Raw genomic sequence first — 20,664 nt, 5'->3', positions numbered from 1 at the left:
CGGCCCCCGGAGGGCCCGCGCCGCGCACCGGTTCAGTCCGCGATCGCCGCGAGTCCGACGACCTTGTCGATCGTGACCCGCACCACCACCTCGCCCGGCACGCCGTTGCGCGCGCCGTATTCCTCCGCACGGTCCTCGCCCATGTAACGGGTCGCGATCCGGGTCGCCCAGTGCCGTACGTCGGCCAGGTCGTCGCTGATCTCCGCCGAGCCCTGCACGGTCACGAAGGAGAACGGCGGCCGGTCGTCGTCGACGCACAGGGCGAGCCTGCCGTCGCGGGCCAGATTGCGTCCCTTGACCGTGTCCGCACCGGTGTTGAACACCAACTCGTCGCCGTCCAGGAGGAACCAGATCGGGGCGAGGTGCGGGCTGCCGTCCGCCCGCACGGTCGCCAGCTTTCCGGTCCGGGTGCCCTCGGAGAGGAACCTGCGCCACTCGTCGTTCGTCATCTTGTGTGCCATGCCGACATCCTCTCCGCGCGTCGGCGCGGGCGCCGCCTGGCACGCCGGGCCGCGGGCCGCTTGCCGAGACGGCGGAGGTGGGACAGGCTGGCACGGCAGTCCGCGGAGGGACCATGGGCTGCCGTCCGGCCAGGACCGCGGCCGGGGACACGGGGAGGAAGCGTCACATGGCATTGAGCAGCGGACTCGACTGGCTGCTGGACGACCTGACCAAGCGGGTGGAGAAGGTACGGCACGCGTTGGTGCTCTCCAACGACGGGCTGGTGACCGGCGCGAGCGAGGGCCTGGGGCGGGAGGATGCCGAGCATCTCGCGGCGGTCGCCTCGGGACTGCACAGCCTCGCCAAGGGATCGGCGCTGCACTTCCGCGGCGGGCAGGTCCGGCAGACCATGATCGAGTTCGACGACGGGGTGCTGTTCGTGACGGCGGCCGGGGACGGCAGCTGCCTGTGCGTGCTGGCCGGCGCGGACGCCGACCTGGGGCAGATCGCCTACGAGATGACGCTGCTGGTCCATCGCGTCGGCGAGCACCTGGGCGTCGCGGTGCGCCGGCCGGAGAGTTATCCACAGGTCTGAGGCGGGGGTTGACGCACTGTCACCGCCTGCGGCTATGGTCGTGACTGTCAGTGATCGACGCTGACCGACCGAGTTGCGGGGGAACGACATGACAGTGATGTGTGACGGGCAGCAGACGCTCCCGAAGGGCCGAGCGGCCCATGAACTGGAGCTGCGCAGCGGCGAGTTCGAGCTCGCCGTCCAGCTCGGAGAAGTCCGTACGGTGCCGCCCGGCAGCGCCGACGACCCACCGGGCGCCGGAGTCCTCGGCGGGCGCCGGGTCCCGGCCGAGGAGATCGCCCGGCTCCAGGCCGAGCCCGGCTTCCCGGAGGCGCTCCGCGAGCGCATCCGCACGGTCGGCACGACCGAGGCCGCCCGGCAGATGGGCGTCGGACCGGGCCGGGTGCTCCGCCTGACCCGCGCCGGCTGCCTCGCGCCCGTCCGGTTCTACGTGAACCGCTACGGCGCGGTGGTCTGGCTCTATCTCGCGTCGGAGGTCGCCGACTTCGCCGACCGTGAACCGGACCTGCTCCGGGGCAACACCCCCGCGGCGATGCGCGTGATGCTCGACGGCGGACAGGACTGGCGGGCCCGACAGTGGCGCAGCCGCCGGGTCGCGCAGCTCATGGGGCAGACCGACGACCCCTGGGAGTCGGCCGCGGTGATCGCCGCCGTACTGCCCCCGGAGGAACTGGCCTCGGTGGTCGGCAACCCCCTGGAGCGGTCCGTGCTGCGCCGGCTCCGGCCCACTCTCGCGACGATGATCACCGCCACTCCGGCGGCCCGGGAAGCTTGCGAACGGGTGCTGACGGCCGACGAGTTCGACGAGGTCCTGTGGTACCGCGTCCATCTCGCCCGGGCCCTCGAAGAGGCCCGCAGAGAGGATCCGGGACGGGTCCGCCGGATGTTCCCCGTGGAGCTGGCCGTCCGGCCGGGTCAGCCACCCGGTTTCCGGAACAGCCCCTCCTGGGAGGGGCTCGCACGTCCCTAGTGAGGACGGAAAAGGCCCTCCTGGACGACCGAGACCAGCAGCCTGCCCTCGCGGTCGTAGATCCGCCCGCGGGCCAGGCCCCGGCCGCCGGTGGCGATCGGGGACTCCTGGTCGTAGAGGAACCACTCGTCCGCGCGGAACGGGCGGTGGAACCACATCGCATGGTCGAGCGAGGCCATGTCGAAGCCGCGCGGACCCCAGAGCGGCTCGATCGGGATGCGGACCGCGTCCAGCAGCGTCATGTCGCTGGCGTAGGTCAGCGCGCAGGTGTGCACGAGCGGATCGTCGCCCAGCGGCCCGACCGCCCGCATCCACACCGCGCTGCGCGGCTCCGCACCCTCGATCTCGTCCGGCGTCCAGCGCAGCCGGTCGACATACCGGATGTCGAACGGCTGGCGACGGGCCATCCGCTCCAACGCCTCGGGCAGCCCGCCCAGATGCTCACGGACCTCCTCCACGACCGTCGGGAGGCCCTCCGGGTCGGGCACCGCGCGACGCATAGGCAACTGATGTTCGAAGCCGGGCTCCGGCTTGTGGAAGGAGGCGGTCAGATTGAAGATCGTGCGTCCCTCTTGGACCGCGACCACCCGGCGCGTGGTGAAGGAACGCCCGTCACGCACCCGCTCGACCTGGTACACGATCGGCACCCCGGGCCGGCCCGGGCGCAGGAAATACGCATGGAGCGAGTGCACCGGGCGGTCACCGTCGGTGGTCCGCCCGGCGGCGACCAGCGCCTGGCCCGCGACCTGCCCGCCGAAGACCCGCTGGAGGCTCTCCTGCGGACTGCGGCCGCGGAAGATGTTCACCTCGATCCGTTCGAGATCCAGCAGGTCGACGAGCTTCTCCGCAGGATTGGTCATGACCGATGGCCCTCCCTCACATGCCCCGGCGGCCTCGGGCGAAGCCGTCGCCTCACAACTGACCCACGTCCGTGACCCGCACGACCGCGCGCCCCTCCTCGTCCGAGGCGGCCAGATCCACCTCGGCGGAGATGCCCCAGTCGTGATCACCCTTGGGGTCGGCGAAAGTCTGCCGCACCTTCCACAGCCCGTGCTCGGCGTCCTCCTCGATCTGCAGGAGTTTCGGGCCGCGCGCGTCCGGGCCGGTGCCCAGGTCCTCGTACTCCTCCCAGTAGGCGTCCATCGCCTCGCCCCAGGCGTCCGCGTCCCAGCCCGACTCGGCGTCCATCTCGCCGAGTTCCTCGACCTTGTCCAGCGCCGCCAGCTCCACCCGCCGGAACATCGCATTGCGCACCAGCACCCGGAAGGCCCGCGCATTGGCCGTGACCGGCCGGACCTGATCCGCCCGCTCCTGGGCCTGGTCCGCCGTCTCCTCCTCCGGATTGGCCAGCTGCTCCCACTCGTCCAGCAGGCTGGAGTCCACCTGCCGCACCATCTCGCCCAGCCAGGCGATGATGTCCTGGAAGTCCTCCGACTTCAGATCGTCCGGCACGGTGTGGTCCAGCGCCTTGAAAGCGCTCGCGAGGTACCGCAGCACGATGCCCTCGGTGCGCGCCAGCTCGTAGAAGGAGGTGAACTCCGTGAAGGTCATGGCGCGTTCGTACATGTCGCGGATGACCGACTTCGGCGACAGCGGATGGTCGCCCACCCAGGGGTGGCTCCTGCGGTACAGCCCGTACGCGTGGAAGAGCAGCTCCTCCAGCGGCTTGGGGTACTCGACGTCCATGAGCCGTTCCATGCGCTCTTCGTACTCGACGCCGTCGGCCTTCATCTGGGCCACCGCCTCGCCGCGCGCCTTGTTCTGCTGCGCGGCCAGGATCTGCCGCGGATCGTCCAGCGTGGACTCCACGACCGACACCATGTCCAGCGCGTAGGACGGCGACTCCGGGTCGAGCAGGTCGAAGGCGGCCAGCGCGAACGTCGACAGCGGCTGGTTGAGCGCGAAGTCCTGCTGCAGGTCCACGGTCAGCCGGACGATCCGGCCCTCCGCGTCCGGCTTGTCCAGCCGCTCGACGATCCCGCCGTCCAGCAGCGACCGGTAGATCGCGATGGCCCGCCGGATGTGCCGCAGCTGGTTCTTGCGCGGCTCGTGGTTGTCCTCGAGCAGCTTGCGCATCCCCTCGAAGGCATTGCCCGGGCGGGCGATCACCGACAGCAGCATCGCGTGGGTCACCCGGAAACGCGAGGTCAGCGGCTCCGGATCGGACGCGATCAGCTTCTCGAAGGTGTTCTCGCCCCAGTTGACGAAACCCTCCGGCGCCTTCTTGCGGACGACCTTGCGCCGCTTCTTCGGATCGTCGCCGGCCTTCGCCAGCGCCTTCTCGTTCTCCACGACGTGCTCGGGCGCCTGCGCCACGACGAAGCCGGCGGTGTCGAAGCCGGCCCGCCCGGCCCGGCCCGCGATCTGGTGGAACTCCCGCGCCCGCAGCGTTCGCACCCGCGACCCGTCGTACTTGGTCAGTGCCGTGAACAGCACCGTCCGGATGGGGACGTTGACGCCGACGCCGAGGGTGTCCGTTCCGCAGATGACCTTCAGCAGGCCCGCCTGGGCGAGCTTCTCCACCAGCCGGCGGTACTTCGGCAGCATCCCGGCGTGATGCACGCCGATGCCGTGGCGTACGTACCGCGACAGATTCTTGCCGAACTTCGTGGTGAACCGGAAGTTGCCGATCAGCTCGGCGATCTGGTCCTTCTCCGCGCGGGTGCACATATTGATGCTCATCAGGGCCTGCGCCCGCTCCACGGCGGCGGCCTGCGTGAAGTGCACGATGTAGACGGGGGACTGGCGGGTCTCCAGCAGCTCGGTGAGCGTCTCCGTCAGAGCAGTGGTGCGGTACTCGTACGACAGCGGGACCGGCCGGGTCGCCGAGCGCACCACCGACGTCGGCCGCCCGGTGCGCCGGTTGAGGTCCTCCTCGAACCGCGACATGTCGCCGAGCGTCGCCGACATCAGCACGAACTGCGCCTGCGGCAGTTCGAGCAGCGGAATCTGCCAGGCCCAACCGCGGTCCGGCTCGGCATAGAAATGGAACTCGTCCATCACGACCTGGCCGATGTCGGCGTCCTTACCGTCCCGCAGCGCTATCGAGGCGAGGACCTCGGCGGTGCAGCAGATGACCGGGGCGTCGGCGTTCACCGACGCATCGCCGGTGAGCATGCCGACGTTCTCGGTGCCGAAGAGCTTGCACAGATCGAAGAACTTCTCCGACACCAGCGCCTTGATCGGGGCGGTGTAGAAGGTGACCTGATCATGGGCGAGGGCGGTGAAGTGCGCGCCGGCCGCCACCATGCTCTTCCCGGAGCCGGTGGGGGTCGACAGGATCACGTTCGCCCCCGAGACCACCTCGATCAGCGCCTCCTCCTGGGCGGGGTAGAGCGAGATCCCCTGCTGCTCGGCCCAGCCCGAAAAGGCTTCGAAGAGGGCATCGGGGTCGGCGTCGTTCGGCAGATGATCGATGAGGGTCACGCCCCCATACTGCCTGTCTTCACCCCGGATCAGAGAACCGGTAACCCATACGGAGATCAACTGAACCCCCCGTGGACGGTCCGGCACCGCCCGCTCACCTTCCGTGAGGGATGGCTACCCTCTGAGTCCGTCCCTCTGAGTCCGTTCACTGCGGCCGTCCCTCCGAGTCCGTTCACTGAGTCCGTTCACTGCGGCCGTCCGCTGCGGCCGTCCACGGCGCCATCCACTGCGGCCGTCCGCTGTGGCATCCGCTGTGGTCGTCTTCTGCGGTCGTTCTCTTTGGTCGTCCTCCCAGGCAGGCCGTTGTGCAGGTCGCCGGACGGGGCCCCGCCTCCGGACGGAGATCATCTCCCGCTACGCTGAGTCGCCGACCCGGCGTCAGCAGCGCGGACGGTGAGCGTGCCGGACGCGACACACCTACCGGGCACGACACACCGACGGGCGCGATGCAGTAGCCAGGCACGACCGATGTACCAGGCATGGCATGACGGACCTGCCAGGTGCGACGTCCGCGCCAGGCACGGGAGGTGTGCCGGGTTCGGGCGGTGTGCCGTGCGTGGGAGGTGTGCCGGGCACGACGTCCGCGCCAGGCACGACTACGCGCCCGGCACGGGAGGCGTGCCGGGCACCAGGCGCGAGCCCGGTATGACGCACGAGCCGGGCGTGAGGCGTGGGCCGAACACCGGAAAAGCCGAGCACGGACAACGACAACAACACGACAACAAGGGGTGGGGAACAACCATGATGGGACCGGCGCACTCGCTGTCCGGGGCGGCGGCCTGGCTGGGGGTGGGCGCGGCGGCCGCAGCCGCGGGACATCCGATGCCCTGGCCGGTGCTCGTCTGCGGGGCCCTGATCTGTGCCGGGGCGGCGCTCGCCCCGGACCTCGACCACAAGTCCGCGACCATCTCGCGGGCCTTCGGGCCGCTCTCGCGGATGGTGTGCGAGGTCGTCGACAACATCTCGCACGCCGTCTACAAGGCGACCAAGATGCGCGGCGACGCCAACCGCTCCGGTGGACACCGCACGCTGACCCACACCTGGGTGTGGGCCGTGCTGGTCGGCGGCGGCATGGCGCTGCTGGCGATGCGGGGCGGGCGCTGGGCGGTGCTCGGCATCCTCTTCGTCCATATGGTGCTCGCGATCGAGGGGCTGCTGTGGCGGGCCGCCCGGGTCTCCAGTGATGTGCTGGTGTGGCTGCTCGGTGCTGCCTCGGCCTGGATCCTGGCCGGCATCCTCGACCAGCCGGGCAACGGCGCGCACTGGCTGTTCACCGAACCCGGCCAGCAGTACCTCTGGCTGGGCCTGCCGATCGTGCTCGGCGCGCTGGTCCATGACATCGGCGATGCCCTGACGGTTTCCGGCTGCCCCATCCTGTGGCCGATCCCGATCGGCCGGAAGCGCTGGTACCCGCTCGGCCCACCCAAGGCCATGCGGTTCAAGGCCGGCAGCTGGGTGGAACTGAAGGTCCTGATGCCGGTGTTCATGCTCCTGGGCGGACTCGGCGGGCTGGGGGCGCTCGGCTTCATCTGAGTGCGGCGGAGGTGGGGGTGGAGGGGTGGGGGCGGGGCGGGGGAGAGAAGCGGGGAGCGGTCCGGTGGGTCGCCCCGAGGAGGCGAGGGCCGGCGGCCCGCCCGTTCGCCGCCCCACCCTGCCCCACTGCCCCGCCCCCCACTGCCCCAGCCGCCCCACCCCCTGCCCCTAGTGCCCCACCTGCCCCACCGCGCCGCCCGTCTCAGTGCCCCACCCGCCCCAGTGCCGCACCCTGCCCCTCTGCCCCGCCCATCCCCGCGCCCCGCCCATCCCCCCGCCCCGCCCGTCCCACGTGGCGCGGTTGCCCCGCTTCGCTGCCCGTCGGCTATCCGTGCCAAGACCGCCACAGTGCCGCGTAGGGGCCGTTTGCGGTGACCAAGTCGTGGTGGGCGCCGAGTTCGCTGATGCGGCCGTTCTCGACTACGGCGATCACATCGGCGTCGTGGGCGGTGTGCAGGCGGTGGGCGATGGCCACGACCGTGCGGCCGTCCAGCACCTTGCCCAAGGAGCGCTCCAGGTGGCGGGCGGCCCGCGGGTCGAGGAGTGAGGTGGCCTCGTCGAGGACCAGGGTGTGCGGGTCGGCCAGGACGAGACGGGCCAGGGCGATCTGCTGGGCCTGGGCGGGGGTCAGGGTGTGGCCGCCCGAGCCGACCTCGGTGTCCAGGCCCGCGTCCAGGTCCCGGGCCCAGCCCTCGGCGTCCACCGCGCCCAGGGCGGCCCACAGTTCGGCGTCGTCGGCGTCGGTGCGGGCGAGCAGCAGGTTGTCGCGCAGCGTCCCGACGAAGACGTGGTGTTCCTGATTGACCAGTGCGACCTGCTCGCGGACCCGCTCGGCGGGCATCGCGGAGAGCTCCGCACCGCCCAGCGTCACGCTGCCCGTACGGGGCCCGTAGATCCCGGCGAGCAGCCGGCCCAGCGTCGATTTGCCGGCACCGGACGGGCCGACCAGGGCCAGGCGGCTGCCGGGACGGATCCGCAGGGAGACCTCGCGCAGGACGTCGACGCCGGTGCGGTAGCCGAAGCTCACGTCATCGGCGTGCACCTCGCGACCCTCGGGCAGCCGCTCCGCCTTCGTCGTCTCGGGTTCGATCTCCCGGACGCCGACGAGCCGGGCGATGGACACCTGGGCCACCTGCAACTCGTCGTACCAGCGCAGGATCATGCCCACGGGATCGATCATCATCTGGGCGAGCAGCGCACCGGTCGTCAGCTGGCCCGCCGTGAGCCAGCCCTGCATCACCATCGCCCCGCCGAGCAGCAGCACCGCGCCCAGCAGCACCACGTGCGTCAGGTCGACGACCGGGAAGAGCACCGACCGCAGGAAGAGGGTGTAGCGCTCCCACTGGGTCCATTCGCGGATCCGGCGCTCGGAGAGGGCGATGCGGCGGGCGCCCAGGCGGTGCGCCTCGATGGTGCGGCCGGCGTCCACGGACTCGGTGAGGACGGCGGAGACCGCCGCGTACCCCGCTGCCTCCGAACGGTAGGCGGACGGCGCCCGCTTGAAGTACCAGCGGCAGCCGACGACCAGCAGGGGCAGCGCGATCAGCACGGACAGGGCGAGCGGCGGGGCGGTCACGGTCAGCCCGCCCAGCAGCAGCGCCACCCACACCACACCGATCGACAGCTGCGGCACGGCCTCGCGCATCGCACTGGAGAGCCGGTCGATGTCCGTGGTGATCCGGGACAGCAGATCGCCGGTGCCGGCCCGCTCCAGAACGCCCGGCGGCAGCGCCACGGACCGTACGAGGAAGTCCTCGCGCAGGTCCGCCAGCATCCGCTCGCCGAGCATCGCACCGCGCAGCCGGACCATGCGGACGAACACCGTCTGCAGGATCAGGGCGAGGGCGAACAGGGCGACGGTACGGCCGAGTTGGAGATGCCGATCGCCCGCGGAGAGCTTCTCGACGACCCCGCCCAGCAGGTACGGCCCGGCCATCGAGGCGATCACCGCGGCGGCGTTGACGGCGACCAGCACGGTGAACTCCCGGCCGTGCCGACGGATCAGCTCGGCGACGTAGCTCCGTACCGTCGCCGGGGAGCCCACGGGCAGGGTGGTGAGCGTCTGCGGGGCGTCCGGATCGTGCTCCGGCGGCGCCAGGCCGATCATGGGGTCTCCTCGGTCTCGATCGATCTCGATCATGCGGTCTCGTCGACCTGAGCGGTCGTCAGCACCCGTTCGGGCTTCTCGTCCCGGGCTTCTTCTGCGGCCAGGTCCGTTGGGGCCAGGTTCGTATGCGCCGCTGCTTGGGCTTCCGGGCCCCGGGCAGCCTGGGCTTCCGTCTCCCGAGCGGCTTTGGGTTCCGCTTCCCGTGCAGCCTCGGCTTCCGTCTCCCGTACGGCCTCGGCCTCCCCCTCCCGAGCAGCCTCGGCTTCCGTCTCCCGAGCGGCCTCGGCTTCCGTCTCCCGATCGCCCTCGGGGTCTGTCTCCCGGGTGACAACGGCGCGGTAGGCGGGGTGGCTGTGCAGCAGTTCGCGGTGCGGAGCCTCGGCGACGACCTTGCCGTCGTGGAGGAACGCGACCTGGTCGGCGCGGTCCAGGAGCAGCGGGCTGGAGGTCAGCACGACCGTCGTACGGCCGGTCCGGACCTCCCGCAGGCCGTCGGCGATCCGGGCCTCGGTGTGCGCGTCCACGGCGCTGGTCGGCTCGTCGAGCACCAGCACCTCCGGGTCGGTGACCAGCGACCTGGCCAGCGCCAGCCGCTGCCGTTGGCCGCCGCAGAGTGACCGGCCGCGCTCGGTGATGTGAGTGCGCATCGGGTCACCGGAGTCGTCGAGCGAGGCTTGCGCCAAGGCGGTCAGCACATCGCCGCACTGGGCGGCGGTGAGTGCCTCCTCGGCGGCCAGCCGCCCGGAGGACGGCACGTCGAGCAGCTCACCGAGCGTGCCGGACAGCAGCATCGGGTCCTTGTCCTGTACGAGCACGGCCCTGCGGGCGGCGTCCCGCGGCAGGTCGTCCAGCGGGATGCCGCCCAGGGTGACCGACGGCAGGCCCTGCCCCGCACCGCCACTTGCCCGACGGGCCGCGCCCTCTCCGCCAACGCCGCCGCACGCGCTCTCTACGCCATGCGCGCCCTCTCCGCCAACGCCGCAGCCGCACGCGCTCTCTACGCCGTACGCGCCCTCCACGCCATGCGCGCTCTCTATGTCATGCGCGCTCTCTACGCAGCGCGAGCCCTCCACGACGCGCGTGCCGTCGCCACCATCCACGTCGTGGGGCCCGTCGCCCTGCGCAGAGGCCGCGACCGCACAGCCCACGTGGTCGGCAGGGGCCGCCCAGGCCGCATCGCCGGCGGGGGCCGCGTGGTCCGCAGGGCTGGGACGGTTGGCACCCTGCGCCTGGCCTGCAGTTACCGACGGAGCCGTACAGACCGCCCGGTCCCCATGGGCATGACCGCCCAGCCGTTCCGCGAGGCGGCCGGCCGTGTCCGGGTCGCCGCAGACCACCGCGGTCAGCCGGCCGGCCGGTGCGGTCAGGCCGCTGACCGGGTCGTGCAGATCGCCGCTGGGCAGAGCGTGGTTGTCCCCGTCCCGGCCGCCGGCCGGCCGGTGCTGGGCCAGGACCCGGGCGGTGCGCCGGGCCGACGGCCGGGCGAAGGACAGCGCCTGGGCGATCTCCTCGAAGTGCCGGAGCGGCAGCAGCAGGAACGTGACCGCGCTGTAGATCATGACGAGTTCGCCGACCGCGACCGTGCCGTCGAGGGCGAGCCGGGTGCCGTACCAGACCACCGCGATCAGCAGCAGGCCCGGCAGCACGACCTGGACGGCCGCGATCAGCGACCACATCCGGGCGCTGCGGACGGCGGCCCGGCGGACCTCCTGGGAGGCGGCGCGGTAGCGGCCGAGGAAGAGCTCCTCGCCGCCGATGCCGCGCAGGACGCGCAGGCCGGCGACGGTGTCGGAGGCGAGTTCGGTGGCCCGGCCGGCCATCTCGCGCTGGGCGTCGGCCCGTCGGGCGGCGGGCGGCAGCAACGGCAGTACGGCCAGTGCCATGACGGGGACGCCGAGCGCCACCAGGACGCCGAGGTGCGGTTCCCGGACGACCAGGGCGGCCGCGACCGCGACCGCGGTGACCGCGGCTGCCCCGAACCGGGAGATCGTCTCGACGAACCAGCCGATCTTCTCCAGGTCACCGGTGCTGACGGCGACGATCTCACCGGCCGCCACCTGCCGGGTCATGGCCGAACCCAGCTCCGTGGTCTTGCGGGCGAGCAGCTGCTGCATCCGGGCGACGGCGGTGATCCAGTTGGTGACCGCGGCGCGGTGCAGCATCGTGCCGCCCAGCGCGATCAGCGCACCGAGCACCAGGATCAGCCCGCCGGACAGTGCCAGCCGGCCGCCGTCGCGGTCGACCGCGGCCTGTACGGCCATGCCCACCGGCAGCGGGAAGGAGGCGATGGCGCCGAAGTTCACCAGGCCCCAGGCGAGGGCCTTCAACTGGCCGCCCAGCTGCTGTCTGTAGAGCCAGCGGAGGAAGCTGCCGCCCGTACGGACGTCGGGGACACCGGGGTCGGGATGCGGAAGGTCGCGGATCTGCATGATGCCCCAGGCGAAGTAGTCGTGGCTGAGTGGCTGAGTGGCTGAGTGGCCCACTGGCCCACTGGCCCCCTGGCCGCGTGGCTGAGTGGCCGAGTGCCGTAGAAGTCCTAGAAGTCGCGGACGTGGTGGTCGAGTGGCCGTGGAAGTCCTGGACGTCGCGGACGTGGTGGTCGAGTGGCCCTGGAAGTCGCGAAAGTCGCGAAAGTGGTGGTCGAGTGGCCGCGGAAAACGCGGAAGTCGGGGAAGTCGTGGTCGAGTGGTGTGGTGGAGGTCGCGGAAGTCGTGGTGGGGTGGTCGAGGAGGGGGCGGCGCGCCGTCTCCGGTCCCGCGCCCGGCCCCTTTTCGGCAGGCGAAATTCCCCTCGTACCGGTCAGGTTGCCCGTCCCGTTGCCGGCGGAGGTCCTGGAAGACTGGCCCGGGGAGTGGGCTGGTTTCAATCGATTTTTCCGCTGCGACCGCGCGTTCAGGACAATCGTCCGGCACGGCTCACCGATGTGACGGGCGCTGAACGGACGTCAGTCGCGTGGTGCGACCATGGGGGCATGCGACGTGCGGGCGGTGTGATGCGGAGGGCGGCGGTGGCCGCGGCGGGACTGGTCCTTCTGGCCGGTTGTGGCGGGGGCGGTCAGGACGGCAAGGACGACGGGGCGGGCAAGGGGGAGCGCCCCGGCGGCCCGGCCCGTGGCGCGTCGGCCACCACCCACCTCAAGAACATCCCCGGCATCGGCACCGCGCTCCGGTCCCGCATCCCCGCCGGCTCCCGTCAGGTCGTGGCGGTCTACGGCAAGGCGGCGGACTCCGCCGACGCCACCGTCGTCCTGTACGAGAAGGGCCCCAAGGGCTGGGACCGCAAAGGCCGCTGGCCGGCGCACAACGGCCGGCGCGGCTGGACGACGGACCACCACGAGGACGACAAGCGGAGCCCGGTCGGGGTGTTCACGCTGACCGACGCGGGCGGGGTGCTCGCGGATCCTGGTGCCAAGCTGCCCTACACGCACTCCACCGCCTTCACCCCGCCGTCGTACTGGTCCAAGAACACCCGCCATGACTTCGATTACGTCATCGCGATCAACTACAACCGGGTGAAGGGCGCCTCGCCGCTGGACCCGACCCGTCCCCAGGGACAGTCCAAGGGCGGCGGGGTCTGGCTGCACCTCGACCACGGCAGCGGCACCTCCGCCTGTGTGAGCGTCTCGAAGTCCGCGATGCAGACGCTGCTGCGCACCCTCGACCCGGCGCGGCAGCCCGTGGTGGTCATGGGGGACGCGGCGCATCTGGCGGCCTGACAGCCGTACGTCGGGGAAGAGGCACCGCCCCGTATCGACCCAAGCCGTATCGGTCCCAAGCAGTGTCGACCCCAAGCCCTTACGGCCCCAAGCCGATACGTGGACGAGCCGTCACATGGACAAGCCGTCACGGCCGCAAGCCGTTACGGGAACGAGCCGTAACGGGGACAACTGCGGCACCGCCGGAGGAAGCGGGGCGCGTCCGTCGCTCCCGCCCAATTGCGTACGGGCCGTGCGTTCCGCCTTGGATCAAGCTCCAAGATTTTCCCGGAAGTTACAGCGAGCTCTTTCGTGGGGTACTCCAAGCGACCATAGTGACGGACCGCGGAAGTCCACTTCCGCATAACAAAATTCGTCCATGGAGGAGTGCCCGTGCCGCACGCCACCGCACCTTTCGTCCGCCGCGCAGGCCGTCTGCTGCGCACCAGCCTGTTCGTGCAGGTACTCGTCGCCCTCGTCCTCGGTGTCGTCGTCGGGCGGTTGTGGCCGCAGGCCGGGTCGGCGCTCCAGCCGCTCGGGGACGGCTTCGTCCGGCTGATCAAGGCGATGATCGCGCCGCTGGTCTTCTGCGTCGTCGTCGCCGGTATCACCAAGGCGGGCGACCTCAGGGCCTTCGGCCGCATCGGCGTCAAGGCCCTGATCTGGTTCGAGGTGGCCACCAGCATCGCCCTCGTCGTCGGCCTGCTGGCCGGCAACGTCTTCGCGCCCGGTGCCGGGATGCACGTCGACCCCGCGTCCCTGGACAAGGGCGCGGTGGACGCCAAGACGGGCGGCGGACATCTCCCGTCCGCCGCCCAGTTCGTGCTGGAATCGCTCCCCAACAGCGCGGTGGGCGCGTTCGCCGAGAACTCGCTGCTCCAGGTCCTGGTGCTGGCCTGCCTGGTGGGTGCCGCGTTGCTGCACCTCGGCCGGCAGAAGGTGCCGCAGGTGCTGCCGCTGATCGAACAGGCCCAGGAGGTCGTGTTCACCATCGTCGGCTACATCATGAAGCTCGCCCCGCTCGCGGTCCTGGGCGCCACCGCCCACCTCGTCGGCCAGTACGGACTGGGCGCGATGTCCACCTACGGCAAGCTGATCGCGGTCTGCTACGGCGTCGCACTGGCCTTCCTCGTGTGCCTCGGCCTGGCGCTGAAGGCCGTCACCGGGCTCAGCCTCTGGAAGTTCGTCCGCTACACCCGCGAGGAACTGTTGCTGGCGCTGGGCACCGGGTCCAGCGAGACCGTGATGCCGCGGATGATGCAGAAGCTGCGGGCCGCGGGCTGCCGGGACGACGCGGTGGGCCTGGTGCTGCCGACCGGCTACTCGTTCAACCTCGACGGTGCCTCGATCTACCTGTCCATCGGCACCCTCTTCATCGCCCAGGCCATCGGCGTCGACCTGTCGCTGGGGCAGCAGGTCACCGTGGTGCTGGTGCTCATGCTGACCAGCAAGGGCATGGCGGGCGTACCCGGTTCGGCGTTCCTCGCGCTGTCCGCGACCGCCTCCGCGCTGGGCGTCATCCCGGCCGCCGCGGTCGCCCTGCTGCTCGGCGTCGACCGGATCATGGACTCGATGCGGGTGGCGACGAACCTCCTCGGCAACTGCGTCGCGGTGTTCGCGGTCTCCCGCTGGGAGGGCGCACTGGACCGGGTGACGGCCAAGCGGGTCCTGAACGGCGAGCAGCCCGCCCAGCCCATTCAACCCGCCGAAACGGCCCGGCCCACCCCGCCCGTCGACGCCACCCGGCCCGCCGAAGCCGCGCCGAGCACGCACGACACCTGAGGCGGACGGCCCGGCGGACACCCGCTCCGCCGGGCCCGTACGTCAACCCGCCCTACTCCTCCGGTTTTTCCGAGTCCATCCCCGGCCGGGCCTTCTTCCACAGTCCGCGGGTGAAGTCCGGGATCTCCTGCGGCGCGCCGTTCGCCTTGATGGAGCGGTCGCTCAGCGGCACCGGCGCCGTCCAGGTCGCCGCGTCGTAGACGTCGAAGTCCGGCACCAGACCCAGCCGCATGCACTGGATCAGCCGGAAGACCAGCATGTAGTCCATACCGCCGTGGCCGCCGGGCGGGTTGGCGTGCTCCTTCCAGAGCCAGTGGTCCCACTGCGCGTACTTGCCGAAGTCGCCCCATTCGTCGTTGTTCTGGTCCGGCTCCAGATAGATCCGCTCCGGGTAGTCCTCGAAGAGGCCCTTGGTGCCGCCGAGACTGTTGATCCTGCTGTACGGGTGCGGGGTGGAGACGTCGTGCTCCAGCCGGATCACCCGTCCCTTGGCGGTCTGCACGAGGCTGACCGTCCGGTCGCTCTCGATGTACGACTCCTTCCAGCTGGGGTCGTCCGCCGGCATGTGCTCCTTGCGGTATGCGGCGAGCCCGCGGGCCGGGGAGCCCATGCTGGAGATGCGCACCGCGCGGTCACCGCGGTTGAGGTCCATGTAGTTGGCGACCGGGCCGAAGCCGTGGTTGGGGTAGAGGTCGCCGCGCAACCGGGTGTGCCAGAGCCGGCGCCAGGGACCCTCGTAGTACTTGGGATCGAACATCAGGCCGCGCAGATCGTGGATGTACGCCCCCGCCCCGTGCAGCAGCTCGCCGAACAGTCCGGCGTGCGCCATCCGCAGCACCCGCATCTCGTTCTTGCCTAACAGCAGTTCTCCAGCTGCATGCAGTGTCTGCGGGTACGTTCGGAGAGGTCGACTAGTTCCCACAGCTGGTCCAGGCGGAGCGCGATCGGACACTCCACGCCGACGTGCTTGCCGCTCAGCATCGCCGTCTTCGCCATCTCGAAGTGCCAGTCCCAGGGCGTGGCCACATAGACGAAGTCGACGTCCCCGCGCTTGCAGAGCTGCTCGAAGTCATGGTCGCCGTTGGTGTAGACGGCGGGTGCGGGCTGTCCCGCGGTGGTGACCTTCTTGGCGGCCCGGGCGGTCTTCTCCTTGACCGGGTCGCACAGGGCGACCACCTGCGCGCCGGGCATCGCCAGGAACAGGTCGATCATGCTGCCGCCGCGGTTGCCGAGGCCGATGATGCCGACGCGGACGGTGGAGCGCCGCTCGAACGGGACCCCGATCATGGTTCTGCCCTTGGCCGTTGGCGTTGCGTCGGCGTCGTGGGCGGCACCGGCTGTCCCGGGAGTGGCCGCCGCTGCCTGAGGTACCGTCAGCCCGCCCAGCCCCAGTCCCGCGCCCGCCGCACCGGCGGTCCACAGGACGGAACGGCGGCTCGGTCCGGCCCCGTCGTGGCTGTGGTCATGGCTGTGGTCGTGGTCGTGGTTCTGCGATCGTGCCTCGTTCATCGGTCCTCCAGGGATCGGTGGTGCGCCGGGGCATACGTGAACCTCGGTCAGGACCTTGTCGGCCGAGGGCCGGAGGCACAAGAGGGCCGAGTGGCGCCGCAAAGTCGCGGAAGCCGCAGCCAGCATCTTTCGCAACTCGTTGAAATGTCTTGCAGAAAGCCTTGACGTGTTAATGACATGAACGGCAGGCTCCGGTATCGGACAACCCCCCATGGCGGCCTGGCGCGTGGCTGCTCCAGTGGGCGCGGTACGGCATGGCCGTGCCCCATGACGAAGGAGCCACAAGATGCAGCAACGATCCCGTGTGCTGGGCGGGACGCTCGCCGGAATGGTGGCCGCGGTCGGCCTGGCCACCGTCGCGCCCTGGCCCTCCCAGGCCACCCCGCCCGGCCAGAAGACCGTCACCGCCACGCTCTTCGAGCGGAAGTACGTGGACGTCGCCAAGGCCTGCACCGAGCAACTGGGTCCGGCCGGCTACGGCTTCGTCGAGGTCTCCCCGGCCTCGGAGCACATCCAGGGCGGGCAGTGGTGGACCTCGTACCAGCCCGTCAGCTACAAGATCGCCGGCCGGCTCGGCGACCGCGACGCCTTCGCCTCGATGGTCCGCGCCTGCCACGCCGCCGGCGTCAAGGTCATCGCCGACGCGGTCGTCAACCACATGGCCGCCGGATCCGGCACCGGCACCGGCGGCACCCGGTACAGCAAGTACAACTACCCCGGCTTCTACCAGGACTGGGACTTCCACGGCTGCCGCAAGAGCATCTCCGACTACACCAACCGCGACGACGTCCAGACCTGCGAACTGGTCGGCCTCGCCGACCTCGACACCGGCAGCGACTACGTCCGCAGCACCATCGCCACGTACCTCGACGACCTGCGGTCGCTGGGCGTGGACGGCTTCCGGATCGACGCCGCCAAACACATCTCCGCCACCGACCTGGCCGCCGTCAAGGCCAAGATGAAGGACCCCGGCTTCTGGGTGCAGGAGGTCATCTACGGCGCCGGTGAGGCGGTGCAGCCCGACGAGTACACCAGCATCGGCGACGTCGACGAATTCCGCTACGGCGCCCACCTCAAGAGCGCCTTCCAGAGCGGCAACATCGCCCAGCTGAAGTCCGTCGCGGACGGCAAGCTCGGCAGCGACAAGGCCCGCACCTTCGTCGACAACTGGGACACCGAACGCAACGGCTCCACGCTCACCTACAAGGACGGCGCCGCCCACACCCTCGCCAACGTCTTCATGCTCGCCTCGCCCTACGGCTCACCGAACGTCTACTCCGGCTACGAGTGGACCGACAAGGACGCCGGACCGCCCAGCGGCGCCACCGGCTGGACCGACGAGCACGCCAAGCGGGAGATCACCGGCATGGTCGGTTTCCGCAACGCGGTGGGCGCAGCCGGGCTGACGGACTGGTGGGACAACGGCGGCAGCGCCCTCGCCTTCGCCCGTAGCGGCAAGGGCTTCGTCGCTCTCAACAACGGGGACGCCGCGCTGACCCGGACCCTCGCGACCTCCCTGCCCGCCGGGACGTACTGCGACGTGGTGCACGCCGCGCCGTCCTCCTGCGACGGACACACGGTCACCGTCGGCGACGACGGCAAGGCGCAGGTCACCGTGCCCGCCAGAAGCGCCGTGGCGCTGCACGTCGGCGGCTGACCCGGTCAGTCCGGCCGGGTCGCCCGCTCCAGCGCCAGGAGGGCCGAGCAGTAGCCTCGGCCCTCCGTGGCCAGCTCCATCCCGATCTCGCACATCCGGTTCGCCGACAGATGCAGGTCGAAGGGGCGCCCGGTGACCTCCGCCGCCTCCTTCGCGGTGGCCGCCCCGGTCAGTTCCGGGTGCAGCATCCCGCGGTCCCCGGCGAACGCGCAGCACCCCGCGTCGTCCGGCACCACCACCTCCCGCGCACACGCCTCGGCGACCCGCCGCAGCTGCGTCTCGTCCCCCAAGTGCCGCATGGCACAGGTGGGATGGAGCACCGCGGAACCGGCCGTCCGCCGGACCGTGAGGCGCGGCAGCAGCTCCTCGGCGGCCCAGACGACCGAGTCGACGACGGTGAGCTCAGCGTGGAGCTCGCGGTTCTCCGGCGTCAGATACGGCACGACCTCCCGGCCCAGGCCCAGCGTGCACGAGGACGCGTCCACCACCAGGGGCAGCATCCCGCCGGCGGTCCAGCCCCAGGCCGCCTCGACGATGCGGTTGGCCATCACCGCCGTGCCGTGCTCGTAGCCCTTGGAGTGCCAGATCGTGGCGCAGCACCTCCCGGGCACGTCCCCGGGGATCCACACCGGCCGGCCGGCCCGCCCGGACACCGCCACCACCGCCTCGGGCAGCGACGGCCCCCGGTGCCCCGCGGGCTCCCCGAAGATCCGGTTCACACAGGCCGGGTAGTAGACCGCGGCCGCGCCGGCCCGCCGCGTCACCGGCAGCCGGCGGGCCGCCGGGCCGGGGATCCGCGGCAGCCACTCGGGCACCAGGTCGGGGCGCACGGCCCGGCGGACGGCCCGGGTCAGCGCGGCGGCCGGCCGGTCACCGATCCGGTCGGCGGCCGCCACCGCCAGCCGCGCCGCCCGCTCGACCGCTCCGAACCGCCGGGCGGTCCGCTCGGCGAGCCGCTCCTCGCGCAGGGAGTGGCGCCGGTGTCGGAAGTCCTTCATCAGCCGGCCGGTGTCGATGCCCACCGGGCAGTCGAGCATGCAGGTCGAGTCGCCGGCGCAGGTGTCCACCGCGTCGTAGCCATAGGAGTCCAGCAGTGCGCCGGTGACCGGCGATCCGGCCGGCTGGCGGAGCATCTCGCGGCGCAGCACGATCCGTTGCCGCGGCGTGGTGGTCAAATCCTTGCTGGGGCAGGTCGGTTCGCAGAAGCCGCATTCGATGCACGGGTCGGCGAGCGCCTCGATGCGCGGAATGGTCTTCAAGCCCCGCAGATGTGCCCGCGGGTCGCGGTCGAGCAGGACGCGCGGGGCCAGGATGCCGGCCGGATCGAAGAGGTCCTTGATCCGCCACATCAACTCCGTGGCCCGCGGCCCCCATTCGAGCTCCAGGAACGGGGCGATGTTGCGGCCGGTGGCGTGCTCCGCCTTCAGCGAGCCGTCGAACCGCTCGACGGTCAGCCGGCAGAAGTCCGCCATGAACGCCGCGTAGCGCGCCACGTCGTCCGGCTCGGCCGCGTCGAAGGCGAGCAGGAAGTGCAGATTGCCGTGGGCGGCGTGGCCGGCGACCGCGGCGTCGAAGCCGTGCCGGGCCTGGAGCTCCAGCAGCGCCGCGCACGCCTCGGCCAGCCGGGCCGGCGGCACCGCGAAGTCCTCGGTGATCAGCGTCGTCCCGGCGGGCCGGGAGCCGCCCACCGCGCTGACGAACGCCTTGCGGGCCTTCCAGTAGCCGCCGAGGACGTGCGGGTCCCGGGTGAAGGCGTTGGTGACCGAGGCGACCGGCGCGACCGGTTCCAGCCCGGCCAGCACCCGGGCCGCGGCCTCCTCGTACCCCCGCAGCGCGCCCTCGTCGGGCGCCCGGAACTCGACCAGCAGCGCCGTGGTCTCCTTGGGCAGCGCCGCCCAGTCCGCCGGCACCCCGGCCACCCGCACCGACGCCCGCAGGGTGTTGCCGTCCATCAGCTCCACCGCCCGCGCGCCGGCCGCGGTGAAGTGCGGTACGGCCGCGGCCGCGGCGCCGAGCGTACGGAAGAACAGCAGCGCGCCGGCGGTGTGCCGGTCCAGCGGCAGGGTGTCGAAGACCGTCTCGGCGAGGAAGCCCAGGGTGCCCTCGGAGCCGACCATCAGCCCGCGCAGGATCGCCACCGGCGTGGCACCGTCGAGGAAGGCGTCCAGGCGGTAGCCGTTGGTGTTCTTGATCGCGTACTTGGCGCGGATCCGGGCCACCAGCGCGGCATCCGCCTCGATCTCCGCCTTGAGCGCCAACAGGCCCGCGCACAGCGCCGGTTCGGCCCGCACCAGCTCCGCGTCGGCGTCCGGGTCCGCGGTGTCCACGATCGTGCCGGACGGCAGGACGACGGTGGCCGACGCCAGCGTCCGGTAGGAGTTCCGGGTGGTGCCGGCCGTCATGCCGGAGGCGTTGTTGGCGACCACCCCGCCCAGGGTGCAGGCGATCGCGCTGGCCGGGTCGGGGCCGAGCAGCCGGCCGTACCGGGCCAGGGCCGCGTTGGCGCGCAGCACGGTCGTCCCCGGCCGGATCCGGGCCCGGGCGCCGCCGTCGAGGACCTCGATCCCGGTCCAGTGCCGCCGCACGTCGACGAGGATGTCCTCGCCCTGCGCCTGGCCGTTGAGGGAGGTGCCGGCGGCCCGGAGGACCACTTCCCGGCCCTTGCCGTGGGCGTAGGAGAAGACCGCCGAGATGTCGTCGATGTCCTCGGCCACCACCACGACCTGCGGGACGAAGCGGTACGGGCTGGCGTCGGAGGCGTAGCGCACCAGGTCGGAGACGGTGTGCAGGACCTTCTCCGGGCCGAGCAGCGCGATGAGGTCACCGCGCAGCGGCTCGGGGGTGCCGGACGCCAGACGGTCGGCCACCCGGTCGGGTGCCGGCCGGCCGCCGGCGGTGGGCCGCAGGGCCCCGGGCTTCGGCTCCAGCAAGGGCATGGCGGGCACTCCTC

The 20,664-nt window shown here is 71.5% G+C and carries 12 protein-coding genes and 1 pseudogene; 6 read left to right on the top strand and 7 right to left on the bottom strand.

Going from position 1 to position 20,664, the window contains the following annotated elements:
- Positions 1-32: 32 nt before the first annotated feature.
- Positions 33-461, bottom strand: a complete 429-nt coding sequence (locus AB0E02_RS13005; protein ID WP_362138280.1) for a PPOX class F420-dependent oxidoreductase — start codon at positions 459-461, stop codon at positions 33-35.
- A 167-nt stretch (positions 462-628) separates the two neighbouring features.
- Between AB0E02_RS13005 and AB0E02_RS13000 the strand changes: the two genes are divergently transcribed.
- Complete coding sequence (locus AB0E02_RS13000) at positions 629-1,036, top strand: roadblock/LC7 domain-containing protein (protein WP_362138278.1); 408 nt, start codon at positions 629-631, stop codon at positions 1,034-1,036.
- Positions 1,037-1,124: 88 nt separating this feature from the next.
- A complete protein-coding gene (locus AB0E02_RS12995) occupies positions 1,125-2,006 on the top strand; it encodes a DUF6397 family protein (RefSeq protein ID WP_362138275.1) in 882 nt (293 codons plus the stop codon).
- Here AB0E02_RS12995 and AB0E02_RS12990 read toward each other — a convergent pair.
- Both AB0E02_RS12990 and AB0E02_RS12985 read right to left on the bottom strand, forming a co-directional pair.
- Entirely contained in the window at positions 2,003-2,866 is an 864-nt protein-coding gene (locus AB0E02_RS12990) for an acyl-CoA thioesterase II (RefSeq protein WP_362138273.1), read from the bottom strand. The genes AB0E02_RS12995 and AB0E02_RS12990 overlap by 4 nt on opposite strands.
- Positions 2,867-2,918: 52 nt before the next feature.
- Positions 2,919-5,432, bottom strand: a complete 2,514-nt coding sequence (locus AB0E02_RS12985; protein ID WP_362138271.1) for a DUF3516 domain-containing protein — start codon at positions 5,430-5,432, stop codon at positions 2,919-2,921.
- Between the two features lie 741 nt (positions 5,433-6,173).
- Between AB0E02_RS12985 and AB0E02_RS12980 the strand changes: the two genes are divergently transcribed.
- Positions 6,174-6,965 (top strand): metal-dependent hydrolase, encoded by a 792-nt coding sequence (locus tag AB0E02_RS12980; protein WP_030810261.1) that lies wholly within the window; start codon positions 6,174-6,176, stop codon positions 6,963-6,965.
- 325 nt (positions 6,966-7,290) lie between these two features.
- Here AB0E02_RS12980 and AB0E02_RS12975 read toward each other — a convergent pair whose 3' ends face one another.
- Both AB0E02_RS12975 and AB0E02_RS12970 read right to left on the bottom strand, forming a co-directional pair.
- A complete protein-coding gene (locus AB0E02_RS12975) occupies positions 7,291-9,072 on the bottom strand; it encodes an ABC transporter ATP-binding protein (RefSeq protein WP_362138269.1) in 1,782 nt (593 codons plus the stop codon).
- A 29-nt stretch (positions 9,073-9,101) separates the two neighbouring features.
- A complete protein-coding gene (locus AB0E02_RS12970; RefSeq protein ID WP_362138453.1) occupies positions 9,102-11,501 on the bottom strand; it encodes an ABC transporter ATP-binding protein in 2,400 nt (799 codons plus the stop codon).
- Positions 11,502-12,043: 542 nt separating this feature from the next.
- On the opposite strand from AB0E02_RS12970, the gene AB0E02_RS12965 reads away from it, so the two are divergent.
- The gene (locus AB0E02_RS12965) at positions 12,044-12,787 is read left to right on the top strand and encodes a hypothetical protein (RefSeq protein ID WP_362138267.1); all 744 of its coding nucleotides are present in this window, start codon (positions 12,044-12,046) and stop codon (positions 12,785-12,787) included.
- Positions 12,788-13,159: 372 nt separating this feature from the next.
- Entirely contained in the window at positions 13,160-14,548 is a 1,389-nt protein-coding gene (locus tag AB0E02_RS12960; RefSeq protein ID WP_362138265.1) for a cation:dicarboxylase symporter family transporter, read from the top strand.
- Between the two features lie 52 nt (positions 14,549-14,600).
- Here the strand turns inward: AB0E02_RS12960 and AB0E02_RS12955 are convergent.
- Positions 14,601-16,057: pseudogene (locus tag AB0E02_RS12955) on the bottom strand (Gfo/Idh/MocA family oxidoreductase).
- Between the two features lie 286 nt (positions 16,058-16,343).
- On the opposite strand from AB0E02_RS12955, the gene AB0E02_RS12950 reads away from it, so the two are divergent.
- The gene (locus AB0E02_RS12950) at positions 16,344-17,714 is read left to right on the top strand and encodes an alpha-amylase family protein (protein WP_362138263.1); all 1,371 of its coding nucleotides are present in this window, start codon (positions 16,344-16,346) and stop codon (positions 17,712-17,714) included.
- 5 nt (positions 17,715-17,719) lie between these two features.
- Here the strand turns inward: AB0E02_RS12950 and AB0E02_RS12945 are convergent, their stop codons facing one another.
- Positions 17,720-20,650, bottom strand: a complete 2,931-nt coding sequence (locus AB0E02_RS12945; protein WP_362138261.1) for an FAD-binding and (Fe-S)-binding domain-containing protein — start codon at positions 20,648-20,650, stop codon at positions 17,720-17,722.
- Positions 20,651-20,664 lie beyond the last annotated feature (14 nt).

Origin of the sequence: Streptomyces sp. NPDC048196 (assembly GCF_040652715.1) — a bacterium.
Taxonomy (GTDB): domain Bacteria; phylum Actinomycetota; class Actinomycetes; order Streptomycetales; family Streptomycetaceae; genus Streptomyces; species Streptomyces siderophoricus.
The sequence above is the reverse complement of the archived record's forward strand: the minus strand, read 5'-3'. Positions and strand labels throughout refer to the sequence as shown.

What these genes read in the sequence shown, in the direction of transcription:
- AB0E02_RS13005 (WP_362138280.1), bottom strand. Translation starts at nt 461, where the DNA reads ATGGCACACAAGATGACGAACGACGAGTGGCGCAGGTTCCTCTCCGAG.
- AB0E02_RS13000 (WP_362138278.1), top strand. Translation starts at nt 629, where the DNA reads ATGGCATTGAGCAGCGGACTCGACTGGCTGCTGGACGACCTGACCAAG.
- AB0E02_RS12995 (WP_362138275.1), top strand. Translation starts at nt 1,125, where the DNA reads ATGACAGTGATGTGTGACGGGCAGCAGACGCTCCCGAAGGGCCGAGCG.
- AB0E02_RS12990 (WP_362138273.1), bottom strand. Translation starts at nt 2,866, where the DNA reads ATGACCAATCCTGCGGAGAAGCTCGTCGACCTGCTGGATCTCGAACGG.
- AB0E02_RS12980 (WP_030810261.1), top strand. Translation starts at nt 6,174, where the DNA reads ATGATGGGACCGGCGCACTCGCTGTCCGGGGCGGCGGCCTGGCTGGGG.
- AB0E02_RS12975 (WP_362138269.1), bottom strand. Translation starts at nt 9,072, where the DNA reads ATGATCGGCCTGGCGCCGCCGGAGCACGATCCGGACGCCCCGCAGACG.
- AB0E02_RS12970 (WP_362138453.1), bottom strand. Translation starts at nt 11,501, where the DNA reads ATGCAGATCCGCGACCTTCCGCATCCCGACCCCGGTGTCCCCGACGTC.
- AB0E02_RS12965 (WP_362138267.1), top strand. Translation starts at nt 12,044, where the DNA reads ATGCGACGTGCGGGCGGTGTGATGCGGAGGGCGGCGGTGGCCGCGGCG.
- AB0E02_RS12950 (WP_362138263.1), top strand. Translation starts at nt 16,344, where the DNA reads ATGCAGCAACGATCCCGTGTGCTGGGCGGGACGCTCGCCGGAATGGTG.
- AB0E02_RS12945 (WP_362138261.1), bottom strand. Translation starts at nt 20,650, where the DNA reads ATGCCCTTGCTGGAGCCGAAGCCCGGGGCCCTGCGGCCCACCGCCGGC.